This is a genomic window from Amycolatopsis sp. GM8 (assembly GCF_021653975.1).
Taxonomy (GTDB): domain Bacteria; phylum Actinomycetota; class Actinomycetes; order Mycobacteriales; family Pseudonocardiaceae; genus Amycolatopsis_E.
Map to the genome: position 1 here is coordinate 743,692 of NZ_JAJKFK010000002.1, position 24,811 is coordinate 768,502.

At 69.3% G+C, this 24,811-nt stretch carries 22 protein-coding genes; 9 read left to right on the forward strand and 13 right to left on the reverse strand.

Annotated features, from left to right (window positions below; genetic code table 11):
• The 5 genes from yidC to LOZ83_RS11020 all read left to right on the forward strand — a co-directional run bounded on the left by yidC (position 1) and on the right by LOZ83_RS11020 (position 4,509).
• A complete protein-coding gene (yidC, locus tag LOZ83_RS11000) occupies positions 1 to 1,131 on the forward strand; it encodes a membrane protein insertase YidC (RefSeq protein WP_236790328.1) in 1,131 nt (376 codons plus the stop codon).
• A 27-nt stretch (positions 1,132 to 1,158) separates the two neighbouring features.
• Positions 1,159 to 1,698: a R3H domain-containing nucleic acid-binding protein gene (locus tag LOZ83_RS11005; RefSeq protein WP_236790329.1), complete on the forward strand. Its 540-nt coding sequence runs from the start codon at positions 1,159 to 1,161 to the stop codon at positions 1,696 to 1,698.
• Positions 1,699 to 1,846: 148 nt separating this feature from the next.
• A complete protein-coding gene (gene rsmG, locus LOZ83_RS11010; RefSeq protein ID WP_236790330.1) occupies positions 1,847 to 2,542 on the forward strand; it encodes a 16S rRNA (guanine(527)-N(7))-methyltransferase RsmG in 696 nt (231 codons plus the stop codon).
• 75 nt (positions 2,543 to 2,617) lie between these two features.
• Positions 2,618 to 3,520 (forward strand): ParA family protein, encoded by a 903-nt coding sequence (locus LOZ83_RS11015; protein WP_308190204.1) that lies wholly within the window; start codon positions 2,618 to 2,620, stop codon positions 3,518 to 3,520.
• A complete protein-coding gene (locus LOZ83_RS11020) occupies positions 3,517 to 4,509 on the forward strand; it encodes a ParB/RepB/Spo0J family partition protein (RefSeq protein ID WP_236790331.1) in 993 nt (330 codons plus the stop codon). Before LOZ83_RS11015 ends, LOZ83_RS11020 begins: the two co-directional genes overlap by 4 nt.
• 82 nt (positions 4,510 to 4,591) lie before the next feature.
• Here the strand turns inward: LOZ83_RS11020 and LOZ83_RS11025 are convergent, their stop codons facing one another.
• Positions 4,592 to 5,539: a D-alanine--D-alanine ligase gene (locus tag LOZ83_RS11025; RefSeq protein WP_236790332.1), complete on the reverse strand. Its 948-nt coding sequence runs from the start codon at positions 5,537 to 5,539 to the stop codon at positions 4,592 to 4,594.
• Positions 5,540 to 5,569: 30 nt separating this feature from the next.
• A complete protein-coding gene (locus LOZ83_RS11030) occupies positions 5,570 to 6,883 on the reverse strand; it encodes a PLP-dependent aminotransferase family protein (RefSeq protein ID WP_236790333.1) in 1,314 nt (437 codons plus the stop codon).
• Positions 6,884 to 7,053: 170 nt separating this feature from the next.
• Between LOZ83_RS11030 and LOZ83_RS11035 the strand changes: the two genes are divergently transcribed.
• Positions 7,054 to 7,701, forward strand: a complete 648-nt coding sequence (locus LOZ83_RS11035) for a GNAT family N-acetyltransferase (protein ID WP_236790335.1) — start codon at positions 7,054 to 7,056, stop codon at positions 7,699 to 7,701.
• Positions 7,702 to 7,866: 165 nt separating this feature from the next.
• Here LOZ83_RS11035 and LOZ83_RS11040 read toward each other — a convergent pair whose 3' ends face one another.
• The 9 genes from LOZ83_RS11040 to LOZ83_RS11080 all read right to left on the reverse strand — a co-directional run bounded on the left by LOZ83_RS11040 (position 7,867) and on the right by LOZ83_RS11080 (position 18,556).
• Positions 7,867 to 9,012, reverse strand: a complete 1,146-nt coding sequence (locus LOZ83_RS11040; protein ID WP_236790336.1) for an N-acetylmuramoyl-L-alanine amidase — start codon at positions 9,010 to 9,012, stop codon at positions 7,867 to 7,869.
• A gap of 210 nt (positions 9,013 to 9,222) precedes the next feature.
• On the reverse strand, positions 9,223 to 9,549 hold the full coding sequence (trxA, locus tag LOZ83_RS11045) for a thioredoxin (protein ID WP_236790337.1): 327 nt from the start codon (positions 9,547 to 9,549) through the stop codon (positions 9,223 to 9,225).
• Between the two features lie 37 nt (positions 9,550 to 9,586).
• Positions 9,587 to 10,579 carry a thioredoxin-disulfide reductase gene (gene trxB, locus LOZ83_RS11050; protein ID WP_236790338.1) on the reverse strand — a complete coding sequence of 331 codons (993 nt, stop codon included), beginning with the start codon at positions 10,577 to 10,579 and terminating at the stop codon, positions 9,587 to 9,589.
• A 95-nt stretch (positions 10,580 to 10,674) separates the two neighbouring features.
• Complete coding sequence (locus LOZ83_RS11055) at positions 10,675 to 11,412, reverse strand: hypothetical protein (RefSeq protein ID WP_236790339.1); 738 nt, start codon at positions 11,410 to 11,412, stop codon at positions 10,675 to 10,677.
• Positions 11,413 to 11,464: 52 nt separating this feature from the next.
• Positions 11,465 to 12,070, reverse strand: coding sequence for an RNA polymerase sigma factor SigM (sigM, locus tag LOZ83_RS11060; protein WP_236790340.1), 606 nt, complete (start codon positions 12,068 to 12,070; stop codon positions 11,465 to 11,467).
• Between the two features lie 10 nt (positions 12,071 to 12,080).
• A complete protein-coding gene (locus LOZ83_RS11065) occupies positions 12,081 to 13,664 on the reverse strand; it encodes a protein kinase family protein (RefSeq protein WP_236790342.1) in 1,584 nt (527 codons plus the stop codon).
• Positions 13,665 to 13,746: 82 nt separating this feature from the next.
• On the reverse strand, positions 13,747 to 15,579 hold the full coding sequence (gene murJ, locus LOZ83_RS11070) for a murein biosynthesis integral membrane protein MurJ (protein ID WP_236790766.1): 1,833 nt from the start codon (positions 15,577 to 15,579) through the stop codon (positions 13,747 to 13,749).
• 317 nt (positions 15,580 to 15,896) lie between these two features.
• Positions 15,897 to 18,035: a DUF6049 family protein gene (locus LOZ83_RS11075; protein WP_236790344.1), complete on the reverse strand. Its 2,139-nt coding sequence runs from the start codon at positions 18,033 to 18,035 to the stop codon at positions 15,897 to 15,899.
• Positions 18,032 to 18,556 carry an NUDIX hydrolase gene (locus LOZ83_RS11080; protein WP_236790345.1) on the reverse strand — a complete coding sequence of 175 codons (525 nt, stop codon included), beginning with the start codon at positions 18,554 to 18,556 and terminating at the stop codon, positions 18,032 to 18,034. The genes LOZ83_RS11075 and LOZ83_RS11080 overlap by 4 nt, the downstream gene beginning before the upstream one ends.
• 132 nt (positions 18,557 to 18,688) lie before the next feature.
• On the opposite strand from LOZ83_RS11080, the gene LOZ83_RS11085 reads away from it, so the two are divergent.
• The 3 genes from LOZ83_RS11085 to LOZ83_RS11095 all read left to right on the forward strand — a co-directional run bounded on the left by LOZ83_RS11085 (position 18,689) and on the right by LOZ83_RS11095 (position 21,841).
• A complete protein-coding gene (locus tag LOZ83_RS11085) occupies positions 18,689 to 20,110 on the forward strand; it encodes a CCA tRNA nucleotidyltransferase (RefSeq protein WP_308190205.1) in 1,422 nt (473 codons plus the stop codon).
• 91 nt (positions 20,111 to 20,201) lie between these two features.
• The gene (locus LOZ83_RS11090) at positions 20,202 to 21,449 is read left to right on the forward strand and encodes a sensor histidine kinase (protein WP_236790768.1); all 1,248 of its coding nucleotides are present in this window, start codon (positions 20,202 to 20,204) and stop codon (positions 21,447 to 21,449) included.
• Positions 21,450 to 21,526: 77 nt separating this feature from the next.
• Complete coding sequence (locus tag LOZ83_RS11095) at positions 21,527 to 21,841, forward strand: hypothetical protein (RefSeq protein ID WP_236790346.1); 315 nt, start codon at positions 21,527 to 21,529, stop codon at positions 21,839 to 21,841.
• Here the strand turns inward: LOZ83_RS11095 and LOZ83_RS11100 are convergent.
• Both LOZ83_RS11100 and LOZ83_RS11105 read right to left on the reverse strand, forming a co-directional pair.
• Positions 21,838 to 23,676, reverse strand: a complete 1,839-nt coding sequence (locus LOZ83_RS11100; protein ID WP_236790347.1) for a TNT domain-containing protein — start codon at positions 23,674 to 23,676, stop codon at positions 21,838 to 21,840. The two genes, LOZ83_RS11095 and LOZ83_RS11100, sit on opposite strands and share 4 nt — an antisense overlap.
• 34 nt (positions 23,677 to 23,710) lie before the next feature.
• The gene (locus LOZ83_RS11105) at positions 23,711 to 24,808 is read right to left on the reverse strand and encodes a TNT domain-containing protein (RefSeq protein WP_236790348.1); all 1,098 of its coding nucleotides are present in this window, start codon (positions 24,806 to 24,808) and stop codon (positions 23,711 to 23,713) included.
• Positions 24,809 to 24,811: the final 3 nt, after the last annotated feature.

Here is a 24,811-nt window from a genome sequence, read left to right on the forward strand (position 1 = left end):
GTGCTCAACTTCATCTACTACCCCGTGTCCTTCATCCTCTGGTGTTGGCACAAGGTCTTCGGCTTCGTACTCGGGGACAACAACGCGTTCGCCTGGATCCTCGCGATCATGTTCCTGACGTTCACGGTCCGCGGCATCATGTTCAAGCCGTTCGTGAACCAGGTCCGGTCGATGAAGAAGATGCAGGACTTCGCGCCGGAACTGAAGAAGGTTCAGAAGAAGTACGCGAACGACAAGCAGCGCCAGGCGCAGGAGATGCAGAAGCTCCAGCGGGAGCATGGCGTCAACCCGCTCGGCAGCTGCTTGCCGATGGTCCTGCAGATCCCGGTGTTCATCGGTCTGAACTGGGTCCTGCGCGCGTTCTCGATCCAGCCGAAGGACGGCAGCCCGAAGGTCAACAACTACTTCTTCGACAAGGCGGGCGTCGACTCCTACAACAACGCCCACCTGTTCGGCGTCAAGATCGGTGACGCCATCCACCACACCGCGACCCTCGGTGGCCTCGCGGATGGGGGCTGGAACTGGAACGTTGCTCCGGTCGCCGTCCCGCTGATGATCCTGGCGAGCATCCTGACCCACCTGACCGCGCGCCACTCGGCGGCACGGCAGAGCGCGGCGGCCGCGGAGGCGAACCCGCAGACCGCGATCATGCAGAAGCTCACGATGTGGATCTTCCCGCTGGGTGTGCTGGTGTTCGGTGCGTTCTTCCCGATCGGCCTGCTGATCTATTGGTTGTCCAACAACGGCTGGACGCTGATGCAGCAGCGGCTCGTCTACACGAAGATCGACAAGGAAGAGGCGGCGAAGAAGGCCGAGGCGAAGGAGAAGCGCGACGCGCTCGCCCCGAAGCCCGGTGCGAAGCCGGTCGCCGGTCAGAAGCCGAAGCCCGGCCAGAAGCCCGTGCAGCAGAGCAAGCCGGCCGCCGCGGAGATTGAGTCGACGACGAACGAATCCGCCAACGGAAACAGCGGCGCCGCGTCGAACGGCGGCAAGCCCAACTCGAAGGCCGGATCGCCACACCGGTTCGCCCAGCAGCCGCAGCGCCCGAGGAGCGGGTCGGCGCAGCAGCGCAAGAAACCGGCCGGCGGCAAGAACCCTGGACAGAAAGGCTCGGGGCAGAAGCGTCGCTGACGGCTTCCCCGGGAGAGGAGACGAATGATGTCTGAGACGGTCGAGGCGATCGAGACCGAGGAAACGGTCGACGTTGAGGAGAGCGGTCCTACCGGCGCCGAGTTGCTGGTGAAGGAAGGCGACATCGCTGGGGACTACCTCGAACGCTTGCTGGATCTACTGGACTATGACGGCGACATCGACCTGGACGTCGAGGCCGGCCGTGCGGTGATCAGCATCGACGGTGGGGACGATCTGGAGAAGCTGGTCGGCGGACGTGGGCAGGTGCTGGAGGCGCTGCAGGAGCTGACCCGGCTCGCGGTACAGCAGGAGACCGGTACCCGCAGCCGGCTGATGCTGGACATTGCGGGCTGGCGTGCGGCACGCCGGGAGGAGCTGCGGGAGCTCGGCCGGTCGACCGCGGAGTCGGTCGTGTCGTCGGGCGAGAAGGTGCGACTGCAGCCGATGAGCCCGTTCGAGCGGAAGGTCGTGCACGACGCGGTCGCCGCCGTGAAGGGTGCGCGTAGCGAAAGTGAAGGCGAGGAGCCGAAGCGCCGAGTGGTGGTCCTGCTCGACGACGAGGACTAACGACGCAGAACTGACAGCGGCCCACCGGTTTCCGGTGGGCCGCTTTTTTATGTCGTGTTTCACGTGAAACGGATCCGCCTCCCACTCTTGATGTTCGGGTCAGGGACAATCGATCGCGACGCAGGTTTCACGTGAAACGAGGTGACGGGTGGCGGACGTTGAAGGCTCGGCGGCCGAGGTGTTCGGAACGGACCTGGCGCGAGCCGAACAGTTCGCAGAGCTCCTGGAGCGCCACGGTGTAGAGCGAGGCCTGATCGGTCCTCGCGAAGTCGAGCGGCTCTGGGAACGCCACCTCCTCAACTCGGCCGTGATCGGTGAGCGGATCCCCAAGGGAGTGCGCGTCGTAGACGTGGGCTCCGGCGCCGGCCTTCCCGGGATCCCACTGGCGATCGCGCGCCCGGACCTCGAGATCACTCTCGTCGAGCCGATGGCGCGTCGCGTCGAGTGGCTGACCGAGGCGATCGACGAGCTGGATCTCGATGTCCGAGTGATCCGTGGACGCGCCGAGGAGAAGACCGTGCGCGCGGAAGTCGGCATGGCGGACGTAGTCACCGCTCGTGCGGTCGCTCCCCTCGCCCGATTGGCGGGTTGGTGCCTGCCGCTTCTGCGGGAGAGTGGCATGATGCTTGCGGTGAAGGGGGCCAGTGCGCGGGAAGAAGTCGCTCGCGACGCGGCCGCCGTGACTCGAGCCGGAGGCGGGACGCCCACGGTCGCCGAGTGCGGGGTCGGTCTGGTGGAGGTCCCCACCACGGTTGTGATTGTCGAACGAATCCGCCCGCAGGCGCCGGTGCGAGGGAAACGGCGGCGAAACGCTGTCGATGGCCGGTCGAAGCGGGCGGGATGAAAAGATGGCCATGTTCCACGTGAAACCGTGCGTCGTGCGCGGTGGAATATCGATAGCAGAGAGGTGGCTCGGCCGGTGACCCCGCCTTCAACAGACTGGACCCCGATCGCCGAAGAGGCCGAGCGCGCGGCGCGCGTTCTGCATCCCGAATCCAACAAGCTCCCCCGCCCCGACCACCGTCGCGTGATGACGGTGGCCAACCAGAAGGGCGGCGTCGGCAAGACCACCAGCGCCGTCAACCTCGCTGCCGCGCTCGCGGTGCACGGGCTCAAGACGCTGGTGATCGACCTCGACCCGCAGGGGAACGCGAGTACCGCACTCAACGTGGACCACCGCTCGGGCACGCCTTCCGTGTACGAGGTGCTCCTCGGTGAGGTGTCCCTCGCCGACGCGACCGCCGTCAGCGAGCAGTCGCCGAACCTCCTGTGTGTGCCCGCGACGATCGACCTCGCCGGCGCCGAGATCGAGCTCGTCGAGATGACGAACCGTGAGTCGCGCCTCAAGGAAGCGCTGTCTTCCGAGGCGATCGACGAGGTCGGCGTCGACTACGTCTTCATCGACTGCCCGCCATCGCTCGGCCTGCTCACGGTGAACGCGATGGTCGCGGCGCGCGAAGTCCTCATCCCGATCCAGTGCGAGTACTACGCGCTCGAAGGTCTGGGGCAGCTGCTGAGCAACATCGACCTCGTACAGAAGCACCTCAACCCCACGCTGGCGGTGTCGACGATCCTGCTCACGATGTACGACGGCCGGACCAAGCTCGCCGACCAGGTGACGGCGGAGGTTCGCGGCCATTTCGGCGACGTCGTGCTCAAGACGGTCATCCCCCGCAACGTCAAGGTCTCCGAGGCGCCGAGCTACGGCCAGACCGTGCTGGCGTACGACCCGGGTTCGCGCGGCGCGATGAGCTACGTCGACGCCGCGAAGGAGATCGCCGAACGCGGCAGCACCAACGGATCGAGGAGCGGAACACTATGACTGAGCGCAGAGGAGGACTAGGCCGCGGCCTTGCCGCGCTGATCCCTACCGGACCGGCGAACGGCGAGCAGCCGGACGTGCGGCTCGAGGCGTCCTCGCGCAACGGTGACAAGGACTGGTTCGCCGCCAACGCGAGGCAGGCGGCCGGTGGCGAGGTGGCCGGCGCCGTCTATCGCGAGGTGCCGGTCGGTGCGGTCAAGCCGAACCCGAAGCAGCCGCGGCAGGTCTTCGACGAGGAAGCGCTCGCCGAGCTGGAGCACTCGATCCGCGAGTTCGGGCTCATGCAGCCCATCGTGGTCCGGGAGCTGGCGGACGGCGAGTACGAGCTCGTCATGGGCGAGCGCCGCCTCCGCGCTTCGCAGCAGGCGGAGCTGGAGAAGATCCCGGCCATCGTGCGGCAGACCGCCGACGAGGCGATGCTGCGTGACGCGCTGCTGGAGAACATCCACCGCGTCCAGCTGAACCCGCTCGAAGAGGCCGCCGCATATCAGCAGCTGCTCGACGAGTTCGAGGTGACGCACGAGGAGCTTGCCGGTCGGATCGGCCGCAGCCGCCCGGTCATCACCAACACCATCCGGCTGTTGAAGCTGCCCCTTCCCGTGCAGCGCCGGGTCGCCGCCGGCGTGCTCTCCGCCGGGCACGCGCGTGCGCTGCTCTCGCTTGAAGAGGCCGAGGCGCAGGAGGAGCTGGCGACGCGCATCGTCGCCGAGGGGCTTTCCGTGCGCGCGACCGAGGAGGCGGTGACCCTCAAGAAGACCGAGGCGCCGCCGAAGCCGAAGGCGCAACCGCGCAAGGCGATGCAGGCCCCCGGTCTGCAGGAGGTGGCGACCCGTCTCTCCGACACGTTCGACACCCGCGTGAAGGTCGACCTCGGCCGCCGGAAGGGACGGATCGTCGTCGAGTTCGGCTCGGTCGACGACCTGGAGCGGATCGTAGCCCTGATGACGTCGGATGCGACAAAACGGACACTCGATTCCGATGAGGAATGACACCGGGTCGTTTCGTCACGGTGATGAATAGCTGACGGCCCCCTTCGCGCGCGGTGAAGGGGGCCGTGGAGTTTCCCGGGGGTCAGCCCCGCGCGATGGCGCGGGTGACGAGTTCGGCGAAGACCTCACCGAGGTTCGTGCCGGCGGCCTCCATCGCCATCGGCACGGTCGAGGTCTCGGTGAGTCCCGGCGAGGAGTTCACTTCGAGGAACTGGACCGTCCCGTCCGGCGCGATGATCGCGTCGGTCCGCGAGATGTCACGCATGCCGAGCAACCGGTGCGCGGAGACGGCGAGCTCGCCCACCGACTTGGCCATGTCTTCGGACAGCCGCGCCGGCGAGAAGAAGTCGGTCAGCCCGGCGGTGTAGCGAGCGGTGTAGTTGTAGACCCCGCTCTCCGGCACGATCTCGACGGCCGGCAGTGCCTGCGGACCGCCCTCGCGCTCGACGACCCCGATCGCGATCTCGGTGCCGTCGATGAGTTGCTCGGCGAGCACGGTGTCGCCGTAGGCGAAGCAGCCGACCATCGCGGCGGGCAGTTCGGCGGCGTCCCGGACCACCTGGGTGCCGAGCGCCGAGCCGCCCTGGTCCGGCTTCAGGATCAGCGGCAGTCCCAGGTCCTCGACGATCGCGTCCAGCACCTCCTGCGCGCCGAGCTCGCGGAAGGTGCTGTTGGGCAGTACGACCCAGTCGGGCGTCGAGATGCCGGCGTCCGCGATCAGCGCCTTGGCGGTCGGCTTGTCCCACGCACGCCGGCAACCCTGCGCGCTCGTGCCGACATACGGCACCTTCAGCATCTCGAGGATGGTCTGGACCGAGCCGTTCTCCCCCTCGCCGCCGTGCAACGCGATCACCGCCGCGTCGGGACGGTCGGTGCGGAGCCGGCTCAGCAGCCCCGCGTCCGTGTCCCACTCCTCGACGGTCAGCCCCTGGCCGCGCAACGCGGCGGACAACCGCCGGCCGGAACGCAGGGAGACGTCTCGTTCGTGCGAAAGCCCGCCAGCGAGAACTGCGACGGTGGGCAGAGCCACGCGGTACCCCTTTGACTGTCTAAAGTGGACTTAGGCCGTGTCCGGGGACGGATTCTCCGGCCCGGCGATCGGCTTCATGCTGACGTTTCCGAAGGTGCGGACCAGATCCATTTCCGATTCGAGCACCCCGGCGAGCCGGCGCACCCCCTCGCGGATCCGCTCGGGCGTCGGATAACAGTAGGACAACCGCATCTGCCTGCTGCCGAAACCGTCGGCGTAGAAGCCGGTGCCCGAGGCGTACGCGACGCGGGCGGTGACCGCGCGGGGCAGCATCGCCTTGGTGTCCACGCCTTCGGGCACGGTGACCCAGACGTAGAACCCGCCGTCGGGCGTGGTCCAGCTGCAGCCGGCCGGCATGTGCTGCTCGAGCGCGCCGAGGATCGCGTCGCGGCGCGTCCGGTAGTTCTCGCGGAAGGTCTTGATCTGGCCCATCCAGTCGTGCGTGGCGAGGTACCGCGACACGATCATCTGGTTGAGCGAGGGCGGGCACAGCGTCGCGGACTCGGCCGCCAGCACCAGCTTCTCGCGCACCGCGTGCGGCGCCAGCACCCAGCCGACCCGCAGGCCGGAGGCGAACGTCTTCGAGAACGAGCCGAGGTACACGACGTTGTCCGGGTCGAGCGAGCGCAGCGCCGGGTAGATCTGCCCGTCGAAGCCCAGCAGGCCGTACGGGTTGTCCTCGACCACGAGCACCCCGTGCGTCCGGCAGATCGCCAGGATCTCGGCGCGGCGCTCGACCGCCAGCGTGACGCCGGCGGGGTTGTGGAAGTTCGGGATCGTGTACAGGAACTTGACCCGTTTGCCGGCCTTCTCGGCCTGGGCGAGCGCCTCGCGCAGCGCCTCCGGCATGAGCCCGTCGTCGTCCATCGCGACGTGCACGACCTGTGCCTGATAGGCGGCGAACGACCCGAGCGCGCCGACGTACGACGGTCCCTCGGCGAGCACGATGTCGCCCGGGTCGCAGAACAGGCGGGTGACCATGTCGAGGCCCATCTGGGAGCCGACCGTCACGACGACGTCGTCAGGGTGGGCTGAGATGCCTTCCAGGGCCATGATCTCGCAGATCTGCTCCCGGAGTACCGGGATGCCGTGCGCGGAGCCGTACTGGAGTGCTACGAGTCCGTCCTCGGCGATCAGCTCGCCGATCTGGGCGGACAGGCTGTCCAGCGGCAGCGCGGCGAGGTTCGGCATGCCGCCCGCCAGTGAAACGACCTCTGGCCTGCTCGCCACCGCGAACAGCGCCCGGATCTCCGATGCCGTCATCCCGCTGGTGCGCGCGGCGTACCGGTCGAGGTGCGGATCGAGGTTGTGGCGGCCGGATCTGTCGGGTGTGGAGGCAGTCATAGCACTTCGCAAGCGTGTCGGGGGGCAGTTCGTCGAGTGTAACCACCCGTCCTTGTGACCTTCGCTGCCTTTCGACCTGTGTCACATACGCCTATCCTCAGAGGCGGCCGAGCACGCTGCAGCGGTCCGCTGCGCCCGCCGGCCGGTCACGAAGCATGCTGGGAGGTCGGGTGTCGCGTCGCGTCGTGGGCGTCACGCTGGACAACCTGGAGCAGCTACCCAAGCACTGCCGCCGGTGCGTGTACTGGGAGCTGGCGCCGCACCTGCGGACGCAGGCCGAGGAGTACGGCTCGACCGAGGTGGAGAAGGAAGCCTGGGTCTCCAACGTGCTGCTGGAGTGGGGCTCGTGCGGGCGGTTGATCTTCAGCGACGACCTGCCGGTCGGCTTCGTGCTGTACGCCCCGCCGAACGCGGTGCCGCGAGCGAACGCGTTCCCGACGTCGCCGCCCAGTGCCGATGCCGTGTTGCTGACCGGTTTCCATGTGCTGCCGGAGTTCCGCGGCGGCGGGTTGGGCCGGACGCTGGTCCAGGCGGTGGCGAAGGACCTGACGCGTCGCGGCGTGCGCGCGATCGAAGCGTTCGGCGACGCGGAGCCGGACGATGCGGTGAGCGAGGCGATGGGTCATACCTGCGTCGTCCCGGCGGACTTCCTGAGTGCGGTCGGGTTCAAGACGGTCCGCCCGCATCCCAAGTGGCCGCGCCTGCGGCTGGAACTCCGCTCGGCGATCTCCTGGAAGGAAGACGTCGAAGCCGCGCTGGAGCGCCTCCTCGGTCAGGTGACCATCCAAACGGCGGAACCGAGCACGCTGCGCGCCTAGCTGTCCACAGCTCTGTGGACAGATGTGTCGACTTATCCACAGCTGTGGGTGTGGGTTGGGCTATTTGAGCGTTTCCCGCCCGTTCCTTCATGGCGCCGACCACTGTTGAACAACGATCAACGCTTATAGCGGTGGTGATCGCCGTGCTGGTGCCGCCGCCGTGAGTTACTCCGCTTTCGCCAGTTCGTGGGCCAGGACGTCGGCGAACGTGAAGGTGCCGGTCGGCTGGTCGCCCTCGCCCAGCAGGTACAGGCGCTTGACGGCGACGAGGATGCCTTCGGCCACCACGTCACGGAACGCCGGGTCCGACATCCGCGCCCGGTCGTTCGGGTTGCTCAGGTAGCCGATCTCGATCCGGACCGCCGGGCACCTGGTCAGCCGCAGGATCTCCCACGTCTTGGCATGCGTCCGGCAGTCCAGCAGGCCCGTCCGCGCCGCGAGCTCGCGCTGGATGAAGCCCGCCAGCAGCTCGCCGACGGTCGACGTCGTGCCGTACCCGTTGCCGAAATGGAACGTCGCGACACCCTGCGCGTGCGGCGACTGGTTAACGTCGCAGTGCAGCGACAGGAACAGGTCCGCGCCCGCCTCGTTGGCGAACGCCGCCCGCTGGGCCTCGGTCGGGCCGTTGTCCGGGCCGCGCGAAATCAGCGCCTCCATCCCGGTCGCCTTCATCCGGCCTTCGAGCCGGCGCGCCAGGTCCCAGGCCACCTCGGCCTCGCGGACGCCCTCCACGTCGACCCCGGTGTCGGCATCGCCGTGCCCCGGGTCGATCACGATGCGCTTGCCCCGCAGCCGCGGTCCGGCCTGCCGCACCTGCTCCTGCTCCCGCAGGAAAACAGGCCGCCCGCCGCGGGCACGCGGAGACAGCTGGCGCAGCGCGCGCACGGTCGCCGGGCCGCAGATGCCATCCACGGTCAGCCCGTAGTCACGCTGGAAGTTCCGCAGCGCCTTCTCGGTGCGGCCGCCGAACAACCCGTCCGGGCGACCGGCGTCGTACCCCAGTTCGGTGAGCCGGTCCTGCAGTGCGAACACATCGTCACCGTGCACCGGTGCGGAAATCAGATACGCGAGCGGGCGGCTGCCCAGGTGATACGTCGCACCTCGGAGCACCTGGTACGTGGCGGGCCCGACCACGCCATCGGTCATCAGGCCCCGGCGCTGCTGGAAGCCACGCACGGCACGCTCGACCTCCTGGTCGAACGACGTGTGACCATTCGCTTCGCCGGGCGTCTTGAGCAGGCCTAACGACAGCAGCATCGACCGGATCTCAGCGACGTCTTCACCGGCGTCACCGCGGCGGAGTACCCGCATGCACTCCTCTTTTTCGTTGGGCACCGGCGAAAGGAATCCGGTGCGGCGCAAACAGTTTCGGGCAGCTGGCCCGGTCTCTTATTCTGCCCTGTGGACTCTCCGTGATCTCGCAGGGCCGGGGGGTGCGTCACTCGCCCCTGTCGAGGGCAGCAAAAAACCCGGGGGGCGTCTTTGAAAGACGCAAACCCCCGGGTTCAGGTTGCCTTGCGATCAGGCCAGAACGTCGGACAGGTCCGAGAGCAGCGCGGCCTTGGGCTTGGCGCCGACAATCTGCTTCACCGGCTTGCCGCCCTGGAACAGGATCAGCGTCGGGATCGACATGACCTGGTAGTCACGCGCCGTGCCCGGGTTCTCGTCGACGTCGAGCTTGGCGATCTTGATCTTGTCCTTGTGCTGGGTGGCGATCTCCTCCAGCACCGGGGCGACCATCTTACAAGGGCCGCACCAGGTCGCCCAGAAGTCGACCAGGACCGGGGTCTCGCTGGTCAGCACGTCGTCTACGAACGACTTGTCGGTCACCTTCACGGTGTCGGACATGGTTTCTCCTTCAACTGTGGGATGCGAGATCGGGTGGTCAGTTGGCCGGGGCGTAGCCGCCGCCGACCAGTTCCGGCGCGATTTCGGCGGCTTCGACTTCGGCGTGTTCGGCGAGCCAGCGCTCGGCGTCGATGGCCGCACTGCAGCCCGAGCCGGCGGCGGTGATCGCCTGGCGGTAGGTGCGGTCGACGAGGTCACCGGCCGCGAACACCCCGTCGAGGTTCGTGTACGACGACCGGCCCTTGGTCTGCACGTAGCCGTCTTCGTCCAGGTCGACCTGGCCCTTCACCAGCGAGCTGCGCGGGTCGTGGCCGATGGCGACGAAGAAACCGGTCACATCCAGGATCGACTCCTCGCCGGTGACGGTGTCACGCAGCTTGACGCCGGACACCTTGCCGTCACCCTGCACCTCGACGACCTGCTTGTTCAGCGCCCAGCGGATCTTGTCGTTCGCGCGGGCACGTTCCAGCATGATCTTCGAGGCGCGGAACTCCTCGCGCCGGTGGATGATCGTCACCGACTTCGCGAACTTGGTGAGGAACGTCGCCTCCTCCATGGCCGAGTCGCCACCGCCGATGACGGCGATGTCCTGCTCGCGGAAGAAGAATCCGTCACAGGTGGCACAGGCCGACACCCCGCGGCCGAGGAGCTCCTGCTCACCCGGCACGTGGAGATACCGCGCGGCAGCACCCATCGCCAGCACCACGGCCTTCGCCGCGTACCGGACGCCGTTCGCCGTCACGTACTTGGTCTCACCGGTCAGCTCGACCTCTTCGACGTCTTCCGAGCGCAGCTCGGCACCGAAGCGCTCGGCCTGCTTGCGCATCTCGTCCATCAGCTCGGGACCCTGAATGCCGTCCCGGAACCCGGGGTAGTTCTCCACCTCGGTGGTCGTCATCAGCGCGCCACCGAACTGCGAACCCTCGAACACCAGAGGCTCGAGCTGGGCGCGCGCCGCGTAGACCGCCGCCGTGTACCCGGCCGGTCCGGATCCCACGATGATGAGGTTCCGAACGTTTTCCGCTGTCACCCGTGACCTCCGCTCGTCGTGACCTGCGTACAGGCTCAACACGATCGTAAGGTCCAGTGTTCCCGGTGCTGTGACGTGCGTCCCGTCAGGAAAGACTATTTGCCGACAACGCGGTCGAGCAGGGGTTTCGGACCGCAGTCCGGGGCCAGCGCGACCAACCGGAACTCCGCCAGCTTGCCCGTCGTGAGCAGCACGAACACGGCCGGCTGCCCGTCCAGCGTGCCCGGGCGCACCCCGATCGGTGACACCGCCGGCGCGAAGCCGACCTGCTGCAGGCACGTGCTCAGCCGCTGCGCGTCGCCGAACGGGCCGTAGTCCTTGACCCCGGTGGACAGCTGGCCGACCGCGGCCTGCGGCTGGTCGCTGCGCAGCGCCAGCTCGGAACCACCGGACTGGCTGCTCGCCGGCGGTTCGGCGACCGGCGTACCGGTCTGGTCCGATGAACCGGGCACGACGATGGCGATCGCCGCCACCGCGGCCGCGGCGACGGCCACCACCCCGCTGATCCAACCGATCCGCTGGTTCCGCCTGCGGCGGGCCGCGGCCAGATCCACGACCGGCGCGACGCCCTGGGCCTCGGCCGCGAGGGCAGCGTCGATCCGGGCGGCGACCTCGGCGGGCATCGGCGGGGCCGGCGCTGTGGCCAGGCTCGCCAGGTCGGCGGTGGTCGCCTCGAGTGCTTCGATGATCGCGCGCGCCTCGGGGTCGGACTGGACCCGCGGCCACAGCTGCGCCGCTTCGCGTTCGTCCAGCACACCCGCGTGCAGATCAGCGAGCAGGTCGACAGACCAGGGCGGGCCGGCGGCCTCGATTCCCCTGCGTTCGTCCGTCATCGTCCCTCCCGTGCCTGCACCCGATCGGCCCGGGATTTCCCGGCCACGCCGTTCATCGGGCCTCCCCTCGGCGTTTGCTTTCGGAAGTTTGGACGTTCGCAATCGCATCCGGGTTCCGCAGATGACCAAGAACCTTCGCGAGCTTCGCGCGACCTCGGGCACACCGGCTCTTCACTGTTCCTTCGGCGATTCCGAGCAGCTTCGCGGTCTCGCTGACCGAGTATCCCTCGACGTCGACCAGCACGATCGGCGCCCGCTGGTCCTCCGGCAACTGGTCGAGCGCGGACTGGATGACCAGCCGCGTCTCCCGGTCGGCCATCGAGTCGCGCGGGGTGGCCGGCTCGTTGAACCCGGTCTCCGGCAGCGGCACGGTCGGGCGGGCCTGTCTGCGGCGCACCCGGTCGAGGCAGGCGTTCACCACGATCCGGTGCAGCCACGTGGTCACCTGCGATTCGGCACGGAAGTTGCCGGCGGCCCGGAACGCGGAGATGAAGGCGTCCTGCAATGCGTCGGCCGCCTCTTCGGGGTCACGCAGTGTGCGCAGCGCGACGGCCCACATCCGATCCCGATGCCGCCGCACCAGCTCACTGAACGCGGAACCATCCCCAGCGGCATGGGCCGCGATGAGCTGGGCGTCCGTCGGTACGGCTGCGGTCACCCGCGACACACTACTGGGCGGGCAGGAACGTCAATTCGCCGATCTGGGACTGGTACTTGCCGCCGGTGCTCGTCAGCTGGGTGATCCAGATGATGAAGTACTGACCCTGCTGGGGTTGCGGCAGGGTGATGTCGGTCGACGGGCCGTTCAGCGTGGCCGAACCCAGCACGTGGGTCGAGTTCAGGTCCGGGTTCTTGGAGTCGGCCGACCGCAGCTCGACCACCGTGCCCGGGCTGCCGCCCGCGATCGTCACCTTGCTCAGGTTGACCGGGTCGTCGAAGCTCGCGACGATGCCGACGCCCTGCTTGATCGTCGGGAACTGCTGGTTGTACTGGTCCGTGCGCCAGGTCGTGCCCGGGTCACCGTCGATCAGGTTCTTCGCCCGGCTCGTGTTGTCCCCGTCCCCGTCGGGGTTGTACACGGCGGCGCTGCTCGGCTTGACGGGCGCGCCGGGCTGCGCCGGACCGGGCGGCGGCGGGTTGTTGTTGACGGGCGGCGGGGCTGCCTGCGTGTTCGGCGGCGCCGCGGTGGCGGTCGGCTGCGCGACGTTGATCGCCGGACCGCTGCTGTTCGGGTTGTCCTGGAAGAAGCTGATCGCCATCATGCCGAGCCAGGCCAGGATGCCGACCGCGGCGACGACCAGCACGGTCACGCCGAGTGCCAGCTTGCGCCGGCGGGCCCTGTCCTTGATCGGTTTCTTCGTGGTCCAGACCGTGCCGTCGTCATCGGGCTTCACGCCGGCGGCGTTGATCAGCTGGGTCCGTTCCTCGGCCTCGGCCGCGAGCCCGAGCGCCTGCAGGATCGCCGCGCTGGTGCGGATTCCGCCGTGGCCGCCGTCTTCGATCGTGCGGACGGCGAGCGAGGACAGCTCGGCCGGCACCGAAGGCACCAGCGAGCGGGGCGGGACCAGCCGCCCGTTCGGGGCGTGTGGCGCGGCCGGGATCGCCGCCGGACCGCCGGGCAGCGCCCATCGGCCGGTCAGCAGCAGGTACAGCACCGCGCCGATCGCCTTGACGTCGTCGCGCAGCGTCGCGTCGGGCAGCGGGCCCGGGAAGGCCAGCCGCAGCGTGCCGTCCGCGGTGAGGCGCAGGCGCTGCGGGTGGTCCAGACCGAGCACGAGACCCGAGTGGTGCGCGCGCTCGACCGCTTCGGCCAGCCGCTGCACCATCCGCGCCGCGGTGAGCGGGGCGACGGGATGCTCGGCCACCAGGTCGATGAGGTCGGTGCCCTTGGTCCACTCCGTGACCACGACACCCAGCAAACCTTCGCCGGAGGTGATGCCGCTGCCGAGGCTGAGCACGTCCAGCACGCGGGCGACGCCGTCGTGGCTGAACTTCGCGGCGTGGGCCGCGCGTTCGAGGGTGCGCCGCGCCGCACGGGCGGACTCGGCATCCGCCGGGTCACCGACCAGCATGGTCAGCGCGACATCACGGCGCAGCTGACCGTCGCGCGCACGCCAGAGATGGGCGCCCGCGCGTTCGTCGATGCCGAACTGGGCAAGGAGCCGGTACCTGCCATCGCCGACGACACTTCCGGGCGCGAGAGATCCTCCCCGCGACCGGACCCCGACCTGCTCGCTCCGCTTCTCGTTCACCCCACGCTCTCTCTTTCGCGCACCTAACAACCGAGCGTACGCGAGTACGACGGGTGATTCAGTCTTATCCGTGTGTCGATCGTTACCGGCGCTTGATCAACCGGGTGAACCGTTTCGTCGCCGGCGCCAGCTCTTCGACCTTCAGCGCCGCGAGTACCCCGAACGACACACCGAGCCCGACGAGCCCCTGCAGGATCACCTTGATCCAGGCGGTGATCCGCGGCCCGAAGTCCGGCACGATCGCCCCGACGAGCACGGCCGCGAGTACCCCGAGGGCACTCGCCACGAGGGTGAACAGGATGACGCCGAGCACCCGCTTGCTGCGCAGGTTGCCGAGGCTCACCCACAGCCACACCTGGCCCATGATCGCGCCCACCACGAACGTCAGCGAGTTGACCATCATCGCGCCCAGCACGATGTTCTGATCCGACAACGTCGCCTGGCACAGATACAGCAGCGGGATCTTGACGACCGTCATCACGATCATGATCAGCGTCGGCGTGCGCGCGTCCTTCATCGCGTAGAACACCCGCAGCTGCAACATGACCAACGCGTACGGCAGCAGGCCGAACGCCGAGATGGCGAGCGCCTCGCCGAGCCGGGCCGCGTTCTCGGCCGAGTTCTGGCCGCCGCTGAACAGCGCGATACCGATCGAGGAGCCGATCACGCTCATCACCGCGGCGATCGGCACGAGCATCACCGTCGAGATCCGCGAGGCGTACGACAGGTCGGCGACGACCTTGCGGGTGTCGCCGTCGGCGGCGTTCCGGCTCAGCCGCGGCATGATCGCGGTCAGCAGCGACACCCCGATGACGCCGTAGGGCAGCTGGAACAGCAGCCAGGCGTTGGAGTAAATGGTCACACCACCCGCGTCACCGCTGGTCAGCACTCGGGTGTTGATGGTGAAGCCGATCTGGCTGACCCCGACGTAGCCGAGGATCCAGAGCGCCAGCCCGCCGAACTCCTTCATCCGGCGGTCGATGCCCCAGCGCCACTTGAACCGGAACCCGGTGCGCAGCAGCGGCGGCACCAGCATCACGGCCTGCACCACGATGCCCAGCGTCACGCCGATGCCGAGCACGAGCAGTTTCGTGTCGCCCAGGCGCACGGGGTTCGTGCTGATCTCCCCCGGCAGCACCATGAACAGCGCCAGCGTCACGATCACCACGAGGTTGTTGACCACCGGCGCCCAGGCGGCGGGCGCGAAGATCTGTTTCGCGTTGAGCACCGCTGAGAGCAGCGCGAATATGCCGTAGAAGAAGATCTCCGGCAGCAGCAGCCGCGCGAACGCCGTGGTGAGCTCGGGACTCGCCTGGCCGGAGCCGCCGTCGAGGTACAGCGACGTGAACGCGGGCGCGGCGAAGACCGCGATGATCGTGCCGAACAGCAACAGCACGCATGCGACGGTCAGCATCCGCTGCGTGTACGCCTCACCGCCGTCGGGATCGTCCTGCGAGCGCACCAGCAGCGGTACCACGACACTGCTCAGCACGCCGCCGAGCAGCAGCTCGAACACGATGTTGGGCAGCGTGTTCGCGATGTTGAACGAGTCGTTGACGATGCCGGTGCCGACCGCCCACACCAGCATGATCTTCCAGAAGAAGCCGGTGATGCGGCTGATCAGCGACGCGACCGCGATCCGGCTGCTGGACTTGACCAGCGACGGCGCGGGAGCCGGTGCCTCGACCTTCGGCAGGTAGCCGGTCGCGTCGAGACCGGGGCCCTCGCCGAACGAGGAACTCGAGGACGGGCTCGGCAGCCGCGGCAGCATCCGGGTGGCCAGCGTGTCGTACGGACGCATCGAGTCCGGGTCCGCGACCGGCCACTTGGAGCTGGTCGGCACCCCGCCGACGCGCGGGATGAGCATCGTCGCGTCGGGGTCGTTCGGCTGCAGCGGTGGCGCGCCGAACGGCATGCTGTCCTGCTGCTCCCGCTCCTGGCGCCACGGCCGGACCGGCGGGCGGCGCGGCGGCGGTGGCTGGCGATGGGGCGGCGGCTGTGGTGGTGGCTGCTGCCGGACGGGTGGGGGCTGGCCCTGCTGCCCGCGCGGCGGCACCTGGCGACGGCGCCCGTTCGGTGGCGGTACCCGCCGCGTGGGCTGTTCCGGCGGCGGCGTGCGCTCAGGTGGCGGTCGCCGAGTGACGCGATCGGCGGGACGCTCGGGTGGCCACCCCGGCTCTCTGTCCAACGCGTGCCCCATCTTCGGCGGTCGTCTCGGTCACTCCAGGGTAATCACCTTGGCTGGCGGGCCCTGATCCGGCGATAGATCTGCCGGCCGGAGAGCAGGACCAGCGCGACCCCGCCGGCGATCGTCAGCACCAGGGTCACCACGCCGTACTGGTTGGACCGCAGCTCGAACCGGGCCGGGTTGCCGAGCTGGGTGCCGCCGGGGGTGCTCAGCGCGACGGTGATGCTGAACCGGCCGGCGCGCAGCGCCTCCGCCGGAATGGTGATCTTGCGGTTCGCGCCGAGCCCGGCGGGCAGCCACTGGTCTCCGATGTCGCCCGTGCGCAGGCCGTTGCTGTTGTTGAGGGTGATCCGCACCGCGACCTGCACCGGCAGCATGTTGTTGAGGAACACCGGCAGCGGCGCCGAGCCCGAGGCCAGCGAGATCGGCACGGCCGGGGTGTCCACCGTGACCTGGCCGAGCAGGGCGTGCAGCTGGGTGCGGGCGTCGTTCGCGGAGACCTCGGCCGCGTCGGAGCTGCCCTGCCAGGCGGTCGAGCAGTTGCGGACGAGCCCGTAGCGCAGCGGGATGAGCAGCTGGTCGGGGTCCACCTGGGCGGCCGGGTCGACGGCCATCGCACCGCGCAGGTCCGCCATCGTCGACTCGACCGAGTCCATCGAATCGGTGACGGACGCGGGGGTGGCCGAGGCGACGTCCTCGGCGGTGTAGTTCATCGACGCGTGGCCGGACCCGGTCGTGTTCAACACTTGCGACAGCGGGGCCGCGGTCAGGAACTTGCGGTCGATCAGGTCACCGACTGCCTGCAGCAACTGGTTCAGTTCGGTCTCGGGGACCGACCACCGGCGCGGCGGCGCGACGAGCACCGAGTCGCCACCGCCGGTCAATCCGCGGTAGGTGAGCGCGGCCAGCCCGTTCTGGGTGCCCACGGCCGGATCGTCCGGCGGCGTCGAGGCGCCCGACTCGGACCGGCCGGACGCACCGGTGAGACCGGTCGACACCAGCGAGTCGACCGGCTGCGCGCGCAGGGCTGTGCCGTTGACGGTCACGTCGCCCGCACCGCCGCCGGACAGGTCCGAGGGATTCGCGATGAGCGTCTTGATTCCGTTGGCCTGCAAGGAGTTCAACGCGGCCGAGTCGAGCGGGCCCGCCGCCCAGAGCACGCCGGGCAGCGGCTGGGCGCCGCTGAGCTGCTGAACGCGCTGCGCCGTGTTGAGCGCGTAGGTCATCAGGTCCCCGCCGCGGACGCCGGCGAGCGCGGACAGGTCGGCGTCGGCGTACGGCAGCTGGATCACGCACTGGTTCGCGACGAGCTGCCGCAGCGACGCGAGCCACGCCTTCGCGGCGTCGGCACCGCCGCCGGGGACGTTGCCCGTATCGGTCCGGATGTCGTAGCCGCGGCTCATCGCGTCCACGGTGTCGAGCAGGTCGGGGTCGATGGCGTAGCAGATCGACCTGCTGAGCTGGGCATCGTCGCGCACCGCCAGCGCGGACGACACGAGCGCGTCGAGGCGCCCGCCGGGCCGCAGCTCAGCGGCCAGCGCGTCGTCACCGAGCACGACCTTGCCGTTGAACGGGGCGGCGACGATCCGCGGCCGGGTGTCCGCGATGGGCCACAGCATGGTGACCTTCGCGGGCTGGCCCGGCGCCTGCGCAGCGGGCTTGCCGGGCGCGCCGAGGACGGGCAGCAGCAGGCTCATCGACGCGAGCCGGGCCTGACCGCCGTAGGCCGGGGTGCCGTTCACGTTGACCAGCAACGGATACACACCCGCGCTGGGCAGCCGGAGGCCGCCCGCGGTCCCGTCGAGACGCACGGTGATGGTGAGCTGAGCGCTCTGCCCCGGCTCGAGCGTGCCCGGGTCGAGATCGAGGAACTTCGTACTCGACACGGCCGTCACCGCGGCGCCCGACATCATCGAGCGCACCTGACGCTCGGGGCCGAGCTTCTCGCCGAGCTCCAGGCGTGCCTGCAGCTCGCTGATCCGGCGGTCGCCGATGTTCGTCACGGTGCCGCTGATGTTGAGCGTGGTCGAGGTGGACGTCACGGTCCGCGGGTTCAGCTGGGTGACGTCCAGCCGCAGCCTCGGCGTGTCCGTGATCGGCTGCGCGGCCGCGCCGAGCGGCGCCAGCATGGTCAAGATGGCGACCGACGCTGCCACCAACAGGCTGGCGGCGAACCGCTTCACTCTCCGACTCCTTCGGTCGCCGGCTCTTCACCCGCGAACAGTTCGAGGGCCTTCCGCACCAGGGCGCGCTCGTCGGTGTAGGCGAGCCTGGTTTCCAGGTCCACGATGGGCACCCAGGCCACCTCGGTGACTTCGACGTCTTCGTCGGAAAGCTCGCCACCGACGGCTTCCAGCAGGAAATGATGCACCGTCTTGTGCACCCGCCGTCGCTCGGCCACGAACCAGTAGTCGATCGTGCCGAGCGGTGACAGCACTCGCGCCGAAATCCCGGTCTCCTCCTTGACTTCGCGCAGCGCTGTCTCCGGCAGGGTCTCACCGTCTTCGATATGGCCTTTGGGCAGTGACCACAGGAGCTTCCCGTGTCGGTCGAGGCGGCCGATGAGCACTGCCCGCAGCCGGTCCGCGTCGACCACCAACCCGCCGGCGGACGTCTCGTCGACCGTGGTCATCTTCCTTCCGCGGCGGCGTCGCGACCTGCGCCGTGACTTGCCGCCACCGGAGCGACCGGCCGATCCAGACATGCTGCGATGCTAGTCGTAACGGGTGCTCACCGGTCGCGAACGCGTAGTTGCGCCCTCACTTTCGGTCGATGGGTAGGCTGGCTTCTCGTGTCTCGTCCGGCAACAGTGGACCTTGCAGGTGGTTGTGTCCCAGTGAACGAACTCGCTGCCAAGCGGAATGCGGTGATCGAGCTGATGCGGCTCTCGCCACTGGCCGATGAGCTGGCCGGGCTGTTCGCCGCGGCCGGCCATCGGTTGTACCTCGTCGGCGGCAGCGTCCGTGACGCCTTGCTCGGCCGGCTGTCGGCCGACCTCGACTTCACCACCGACGCGCGGCCGGCGCGGATCCTCGAGATCGTGCGCGGCTGGGCGGACGGGGTGTGGGACACCGGCATCGACTTCGGCACGGTCGGTGTGACCAAGCGCGGGTCGACCCTGGAGATCACGACTTTCCGCGCGGACTCCTACGACGGCGTGAGCCGCAACCCTGAGGTGACCTTCGGCGACACCATCGAGGGCGACCTGCTGCGACGCGACTTCACGGTCAACGCGATGGCGATCGAGTTGTCGACGAAGGAATTCGTCGACCCGCACAACGGGATGGACGCGCTGGCGCGGCGGGTGCTGGACACGCCGGCCACGCCGCAGGAGTCCTTCGGCGACGACCCGTTGCGCATGCTGCGGGCCACCCGGTTCGTGTCGCAGCTGGGTTTCGAGCCCGCGCCGCGCGTGGTCGAGGCGATGACCGCGATGTCGGGCGAGATCGAGCGCATCACCGCCGAGCGGGTGCAGGCTGAGCTGTCGAAGTTGCTGCTGGGCGAGTATCCGCGCCGCGGGCTCGAACTGATGGTGGACACCGGTCTCGCCGAGCACGTGCTGCCCGAACTGCCCGGGATGCGGCTGGCGATCGACGAGCACCACCAGCACAAGGACGTCTACGAGCACTCCCTCACCGTGCTGGAGCAGGCGATCGCGCTCGAGCAGGACGGCCCGGATCTGGTGCTGCGCCTGGCGGCGCTGCTGCACGACATCGGCAAGCCGGCGACCCGCCGGTTCGAGGAGGGCGGCGGCGTCAGCTTCCACCACCACGAGGTGGTCGGCGCGAAGATGGTGCGCAAACGGTTGCGCGCCTTGAAGTATTCGAAGCAGATCATGGACGACGTCTGTCAGCTGGTGTTCCTGCACCTGCGCTTCCACGGCTACGGCCGGGGCGAGTGGACCGACTCGGCCGTGCGCCGTTACGTCACGGACGCGGGCCCCCTGCTGCTGCAGTTGCACAAGCTGGTCCGGGCGGACTCGACGACCCGCAACAAGCGCAAGGTCGCCGCGCTGCAGCGCACGTACGACGAGCTGGAGGAGCGCATCGCCCGGCTCGCGGAAGAAGAGGATCTCGCGCGGGTCCGGCCGGACCTCGACGGCAACGAGATCATGAAGCTGCTCGGCCTGCCGCCGGGCCCGCTCGTCGGGCAGGCGTGGCGTTTTCTCAAGGAACTCCGGCTCGACCGCGGTCCCCTTTCCCACGACGAGGCGGTGGCCGAACTCCAGCGGTGGGCCCGGGAGAACGGGATTCCGTAACTTCTGCGCGGGTTCCGGGGACTTCAGGGGCGTGACCTTCCAACGTCGTGCCGGGTTCCTGCTGACACTGCTGCGCCGGGGCGCGCCCGCGATGGCGACCGCGACCAGCGATCTCGACGACCGGATCGCCGACCCGGCGCCCGCCAGCGCGCTCGGGCGAATGCGCCGGATGGCGGGTCCGGTCGACACCACCGTGCAGGACAACCTGTTGCTGCGCGCGACGAGATACGTCGCGATGGTGCCGCTGGTCTACCGGATCGTCGCGGTGATCGGCGCGCTGGCCGCGTTCGCCGCTGAGGGTGGCGGCGGCGCGCCAGTGGTGATCGTGGTGGCGGTGCTGTGCGTCGCGCTCAATGTGGCCGGCCTGCGCTGGCTGTTCCGGACGGCGCCGTTCCACAACGGCAACGCGGCCCGGCTGCTGGCGCTGGATGTGGTGTTCACACTGGTCGTGTATCTGGTCGTCGCCGCGGCGGTGCCGGCTTCGTCGTTCGACACGGCTATGCAGGTGCCCGGCAAGGAACTGCTCGGCGCGATCGCGTTGCTGACCCTCGCGCTCGGGATCCAGTACGGCGCGGGGCTGCTGGTGCTGAGCATCCCGTTACGGATGGTCGCGTGGTGGCTCAACACGGGCGTGTTCAACGTGAAACAAGGCTTCACCGACCTCGGCACGATGCTCGGCGTGGTGCTGACCGCGACCGGCGCGCTGGTCCTCCTCGGCCTCGGCACCCGGCTCGCGCTGGCGTACGGGATCAGGAACGGCCGGCTGGCCGAGCGGGCGTGGCAACATCGCGCGCTGCACGATTCCGTGTTGCAGACGCTGGAGCTGATGGCGCTGCCCCGGCCGGGCGATCCGGCGCGACAGCTGGGCGAGTTGCGCGGGATCGCTCGCGCGCAGGCGATGGAAGTCCGGCAGATGATCGAGAAGGCGCAACGCGAATCGGCTGAGGAGGAGTCGCGGCCGCTGGGCGAGAAGCTCAGCGCGCTGGCGGCGGAGATGGCCCGCGAAGGGTTGCGGGCGCAGCTGGTGATGGCGGAACTCGACGAGGAGACGCTGTCGGAAGTACGCCAGCTGGCCATCCGCGACGCCGCCCGCGAGGCCATGCGCAACACGTTGAAGCACGCGGGCACCGACCAGGTCGTGATGCGCGTCGACGAACAGGACGGCGGGATCTCGGTGGTGATCCGGGACCACGGCACGGGTTTCGACGAGGCACACCGGCCCGCGGGCTTCGGGATCAGCGAGTCCATCACGGCCCGGCTGGCCGAGGCCGGTGGCCGGGCGCTCGTCGAGTCGAGCCCCGGGAGCGGGACCCGCGTGACCCTCTGGATGCCGCGGTAAAACGGGCGGTACCGAGTCGCCGCGATATGACGCGTCCGCAGGTCAGGAGGCGTTTTCGGGGTGGTTACCGTGCTCGCATGACCGAGCAACTGGAACACCGCATGACCAAAATCGAAGCCGACGCGTCGGAGGCGATTGCGATCGCCCGGGAGGCACGCAACGATGCGTGGATGGCCAAGACCATGGGGCAAGGCGCTCTTCAGCTCGCTGAAGACGTCCGAGCGATGTTTCGAGCACACACCACGTCGCTGAACAAACTTCGCGAGACGCAGGTGGAGCAGGGGCAGCGCCTCGACCGGCTTGAGGGTGAGATGAAAGCCGGTCTCAGCAAGATGTCGCTCGGCATGGACGAGATCATTGACCTGCTCACGAAGGCGGAGCGCGAAAGCTAAACTCGCTCCAGCGCGCCCGTCTCCAGGTGCTGTCCGATGGCGTGCGGCAGCAGATACCCCACCGCGCCACCCGGCATCGGACCCCACGGCAAGGTCACGCCGGTCAACGCCGGTAGGCCCCGGACCAGCCGGTACGTCTGCCGCAGCTGTTCGCGTTCCGGAGCCAGCGAAGCCTCCGGGAACCGCGTCGCCGGGTCGTGCACCAGGTTGCCCGCCTCGTTGCCGAAGCGCACCACCGTCGTCCCGGCGGACAGCGTGATCAATCGCTTGGCGCGGAAGAAGTTCAGCGGCGGTTCCCCGCGCAGCGGCACGATGGGCCACTCCACCGACTGCTCCTCCGGTGTCCGCGCCGGGTACAGCAGCAGCGACCCCAGCAGGAACCGCGACGCCTCCTCGACATGGGCGAACGCCGCCGGCTCACCGCCGCCCGGGCCGCTGACCTCCCAGCTGTCCTTCGTCCGGTGCAGGCTCCACACGCCCTCGGCGTACTCGCCGATCCGGTACGCCGCCGCGGGAACCCCGTACTCGGCGAGCCGCCGCTCCAGCACGGCCAGCACTTCCGAAGCCCGCAGCCCCAGCGGCGGTTCGCCACCACGGTCGATCAGCGTCACCGCGTCGAGTTCCGGCGCGCCCGGGGCCGGCGGGTGCGGCTGGCCCAGCACCTCCGCTTCCACCGTCGCCCGCAGCTCGGACGACAGGTACGGCACCCGGTAGGAGTTCGCGCGGATCCGCTCCACCAGCTCCGGCTCCGGTGGGAGCCCGTACTTGCGCAGGTAGTGCGGCACCGCCGCGGGCCAGATCCAGAGTCCATCGGTGTGGGAGGCGTCGGGCACGTCCGGCGGTCCGCCGGGTTTCACCGTGTCCGGCAACCGCCCGGGCCTGCTCACGACCACCGGCGCGCGGTACAGATAGTCGAGGATCGGCCGGATTTCCTCCTGCGGCAACGGTTGCGGCTGCTCGGGGAGCCGCGCGTGCCGGAACGTCACGTCCAGCGGCAGCCCGGCCTTCGCTGCCAGCCACTCCGGCACCTGCTTGCGTTCACGCGGGAAACGTGCGAGCTCCGCGTCGTACACCCGGGCGGTGAGCCGGCCGGCCGGCGACTGGCGCCAGTTGGGCTCGTTCGTCGCGTCGTAGTCGAACTGGAACGAGGATGGCGCCTCCAGCGTGAGCGTGCCCTTGAACCACGTCCCGGCCTGCGGCTCGTACATCGCCGACCGCAGCTGCGCGAACAACTCGCCGAGCTGCGGTGGCGCGGCCAGCGAGACCGACGCGCCGTCCCCGACCGCCCGGATCTCCATCTCCGAGTACTCCCCGACCTGCCGGAACTGCGCCGCGACGCGCTCCCAGCCGTCGGGCAGGATCGCCCGCACCGCCCGCGCGATCGACCGGACCAGCGCCTCCGGCTCGCCCAAACCGGCCTCGGGCGGGCTCGCGGTGGGGAAATCGTGCCGTTCCTGCCACAGCGCGGAGATCTCGTCGAGGGTCGCCGTCGCGGTCAGGTCCTCTAGCCCCAGCTGCCGTGCCCGGGCCTCGTCCTGGTTCTGCCAGCGCAGGGTGAGCGATCGTGGGTCGGGGCCGGGCGCGATCTGGAAGATCTCGTCGTCGAACAGGCAGTGCGTTTCGAGGGTGAAGGTGCCTTCGACCTGGTCCGCGGCGATCACCTTCGCCGGGCGCGAGTTCCATTCGTCGTCGAAGTCCCCGGGTGCTTCCTCGTCCGGCGCGGCGGACAGCAGCAGTGTGCCGTCGGCTGTCGACCGTTCCGCTCGGTAAGCCTGGCCCCGCCACACCCCGTAAAGCCCGTCCGGCTGTGCCGTCAGCTCGACTCGATATCGCACTTCTGCTCCCCCCGACCCGAAGACCCAGTCAAACTTAGCCGACAAAACGCTCCAGACTGCCGTCCGCGACGTGCTCACCGATCGCCTTCGGCAGCACGTAACTCACCGCGCCGCCAGGCAGTTTCGCCCACGGCACCGCGATCCCGAGAACCACCGACAGGGGGCGGCACAGCCGGTACTTGCGTTCCTGCCGTTCCCGCTCGATCGGCAGTGACGTCGTCGGAAAACGGGCCTCGTCATGGTGCACGAGGTTCCCACTCTCGCCGCCGAACCGCAGCACCACCGTGCCGGCCCCGAGCCGGACGAGGCGCTTGTTGCGCAGCAACGTCAGCGGCGGCTCGCCCTCGGTCGGCTGGATCGGCCAGTCGGCGAGCTCGGCCGCGGTCTCCAGCGGCGTCTCCTGCCCCGCGGTCATCCGCGCCGGATGCAGCAGCAGCGCACCGAGCAGGAACTGCACCGCGTCCTGGACCTGGTCGAAGTACCGCGGCTCGACCGGCGCGCCGTTCTCGTGCCACGCGACTTCCCACCCGTGCTCGGTCGTGTTCAGGCACCACGCGTGGTCCGCCCGCGCGGCGATCCGGTACGCCTCCGGCCACACGCCCTGCTCCCCGAGCCGCTGCGCCAGCACGACGAGCAGCGCCGGGTCTTCGAGCTCTGGCGCGACCTGGGTTTCCAGCGCGGCGGCGACGTCCCCGCTCGTCGGCCCCAGGTCACGTGGGTCGGCACGGGGCCGCGGCCGGCCCAGCAGATCGGCGGCCGCCGTGCGTCTCAGCAACTTGTCGACATACGGCGGCTGGAACTCGTGGTCACGGATGTGCTCGACGAGCTCGGGCTCCGGCGGGGTGCCGTACTTGCGCAGGTAGTGCGGCACGGACGCGTGCCAGACCCACAGGCCATCGGTGTGATAGCTCTCCGGCACGTCGGCTTCCGTGCCGCCACTGAAGATGTCCGGGCCCAGCCCGCTGCCGACGAGCACCGCGGGCAGGCGTTCCAGATAGTGCAGCACCCGCGGGATCTCGTCCTCGGGCACCGGCGGCCGGTCCACGACCGGGACTGTGCCGGCGCGCTGGGCATCCACGACCCGCGCATGCCGGAAGGTCACGGCGAGCGGGTGTCCGACCGTCACGTCCATCAC

What these genes read in the sequence shown, in the direction of transcription:
- LOZ83_RS11020 (WP_236790331.1), top strand. Translation starts at nt 3,517, where the DNA reads ATGACTGAGCGCAGAGGAGGACTAGGCCGCGGCCTTGCCGCGCTGATC.
- LOZ83_RS11095 (WP_236790346.1), top strand. Translation starts at nt 21,527, where the DNA reads ATGACCGAGCAACTGGAACACCGCATGACCAAAATCGAAGCCGACGCG.
- LOZ83_RS11030 (WP_236790333.1), bottom strand. Translation starts at nt 6,883, where the DNA reads ATGACTGCCTCCACACCCGACAGATCCGGCCGCCACAACCTCGATCCG.
- murJ (WP_236790766.1), bottom strand. Translation starts at nt 15,579, where the DNA reads ATGCCGTTCGGCGCGCCACCGCTGCAGCCGAACGACCCCGACGCGACG.
- LOZ83_RS11090 (WP_236790768.1), top strand. Translation starts at nt 20,202, where the DNA reads ATGGCGACCGCGACCAGCGATCTCGACGACCGGATCGCCGACCCGGCG.
- LOZ83_RS11055 (WP_236790339.1), bottom strand. Translation starts at nt 11,412, where the DNA reads ATGACGGACGAACGCAGGGGAATCGAGGCCGCCGGCCCGCCCTGGTCT.
- LOZ83_RS11080 (WP_236790345.1), bottom strand. Translation starts at nt 18,556, where the DNA reads ATGTCTGGATCGGCCGGTCGCTCCGGTGGCGGCAAGTCACGGCGCAGG.
- LOZ83_RS11040 (WP_236790336.1), bottom strand. Translation starts at nt 9,012, where the DNA reads ATGCGGGTACTCCGCCGCGGTGACGCCGGTGAAGACGTCGCTGAGATC.
- LOZ83_RS11005 (WP_236790329.1), top strand. Translation starts at nt 1,159, where the DNA reads ATGTCTGAGACGGTCGAGGCGATCGAGACCGAGGAAACGGTCGACGTT.
- trxA (WP_236790337.1), bottom strand. Translation starts at nt 9,549, where the DNA reads ATGTCCGACACCGTGAAGGTGACCGACAAGTCGTTCGTAGACGACGTG.
- LOZ83_RS11105 (WP_236790348.1), bottom strand. Translation starts at nt 24,808, where the DNA reads ATGGACGTGACGGTCGGACACCCGCTCGCCGTGACCTTCCGGCATGCG.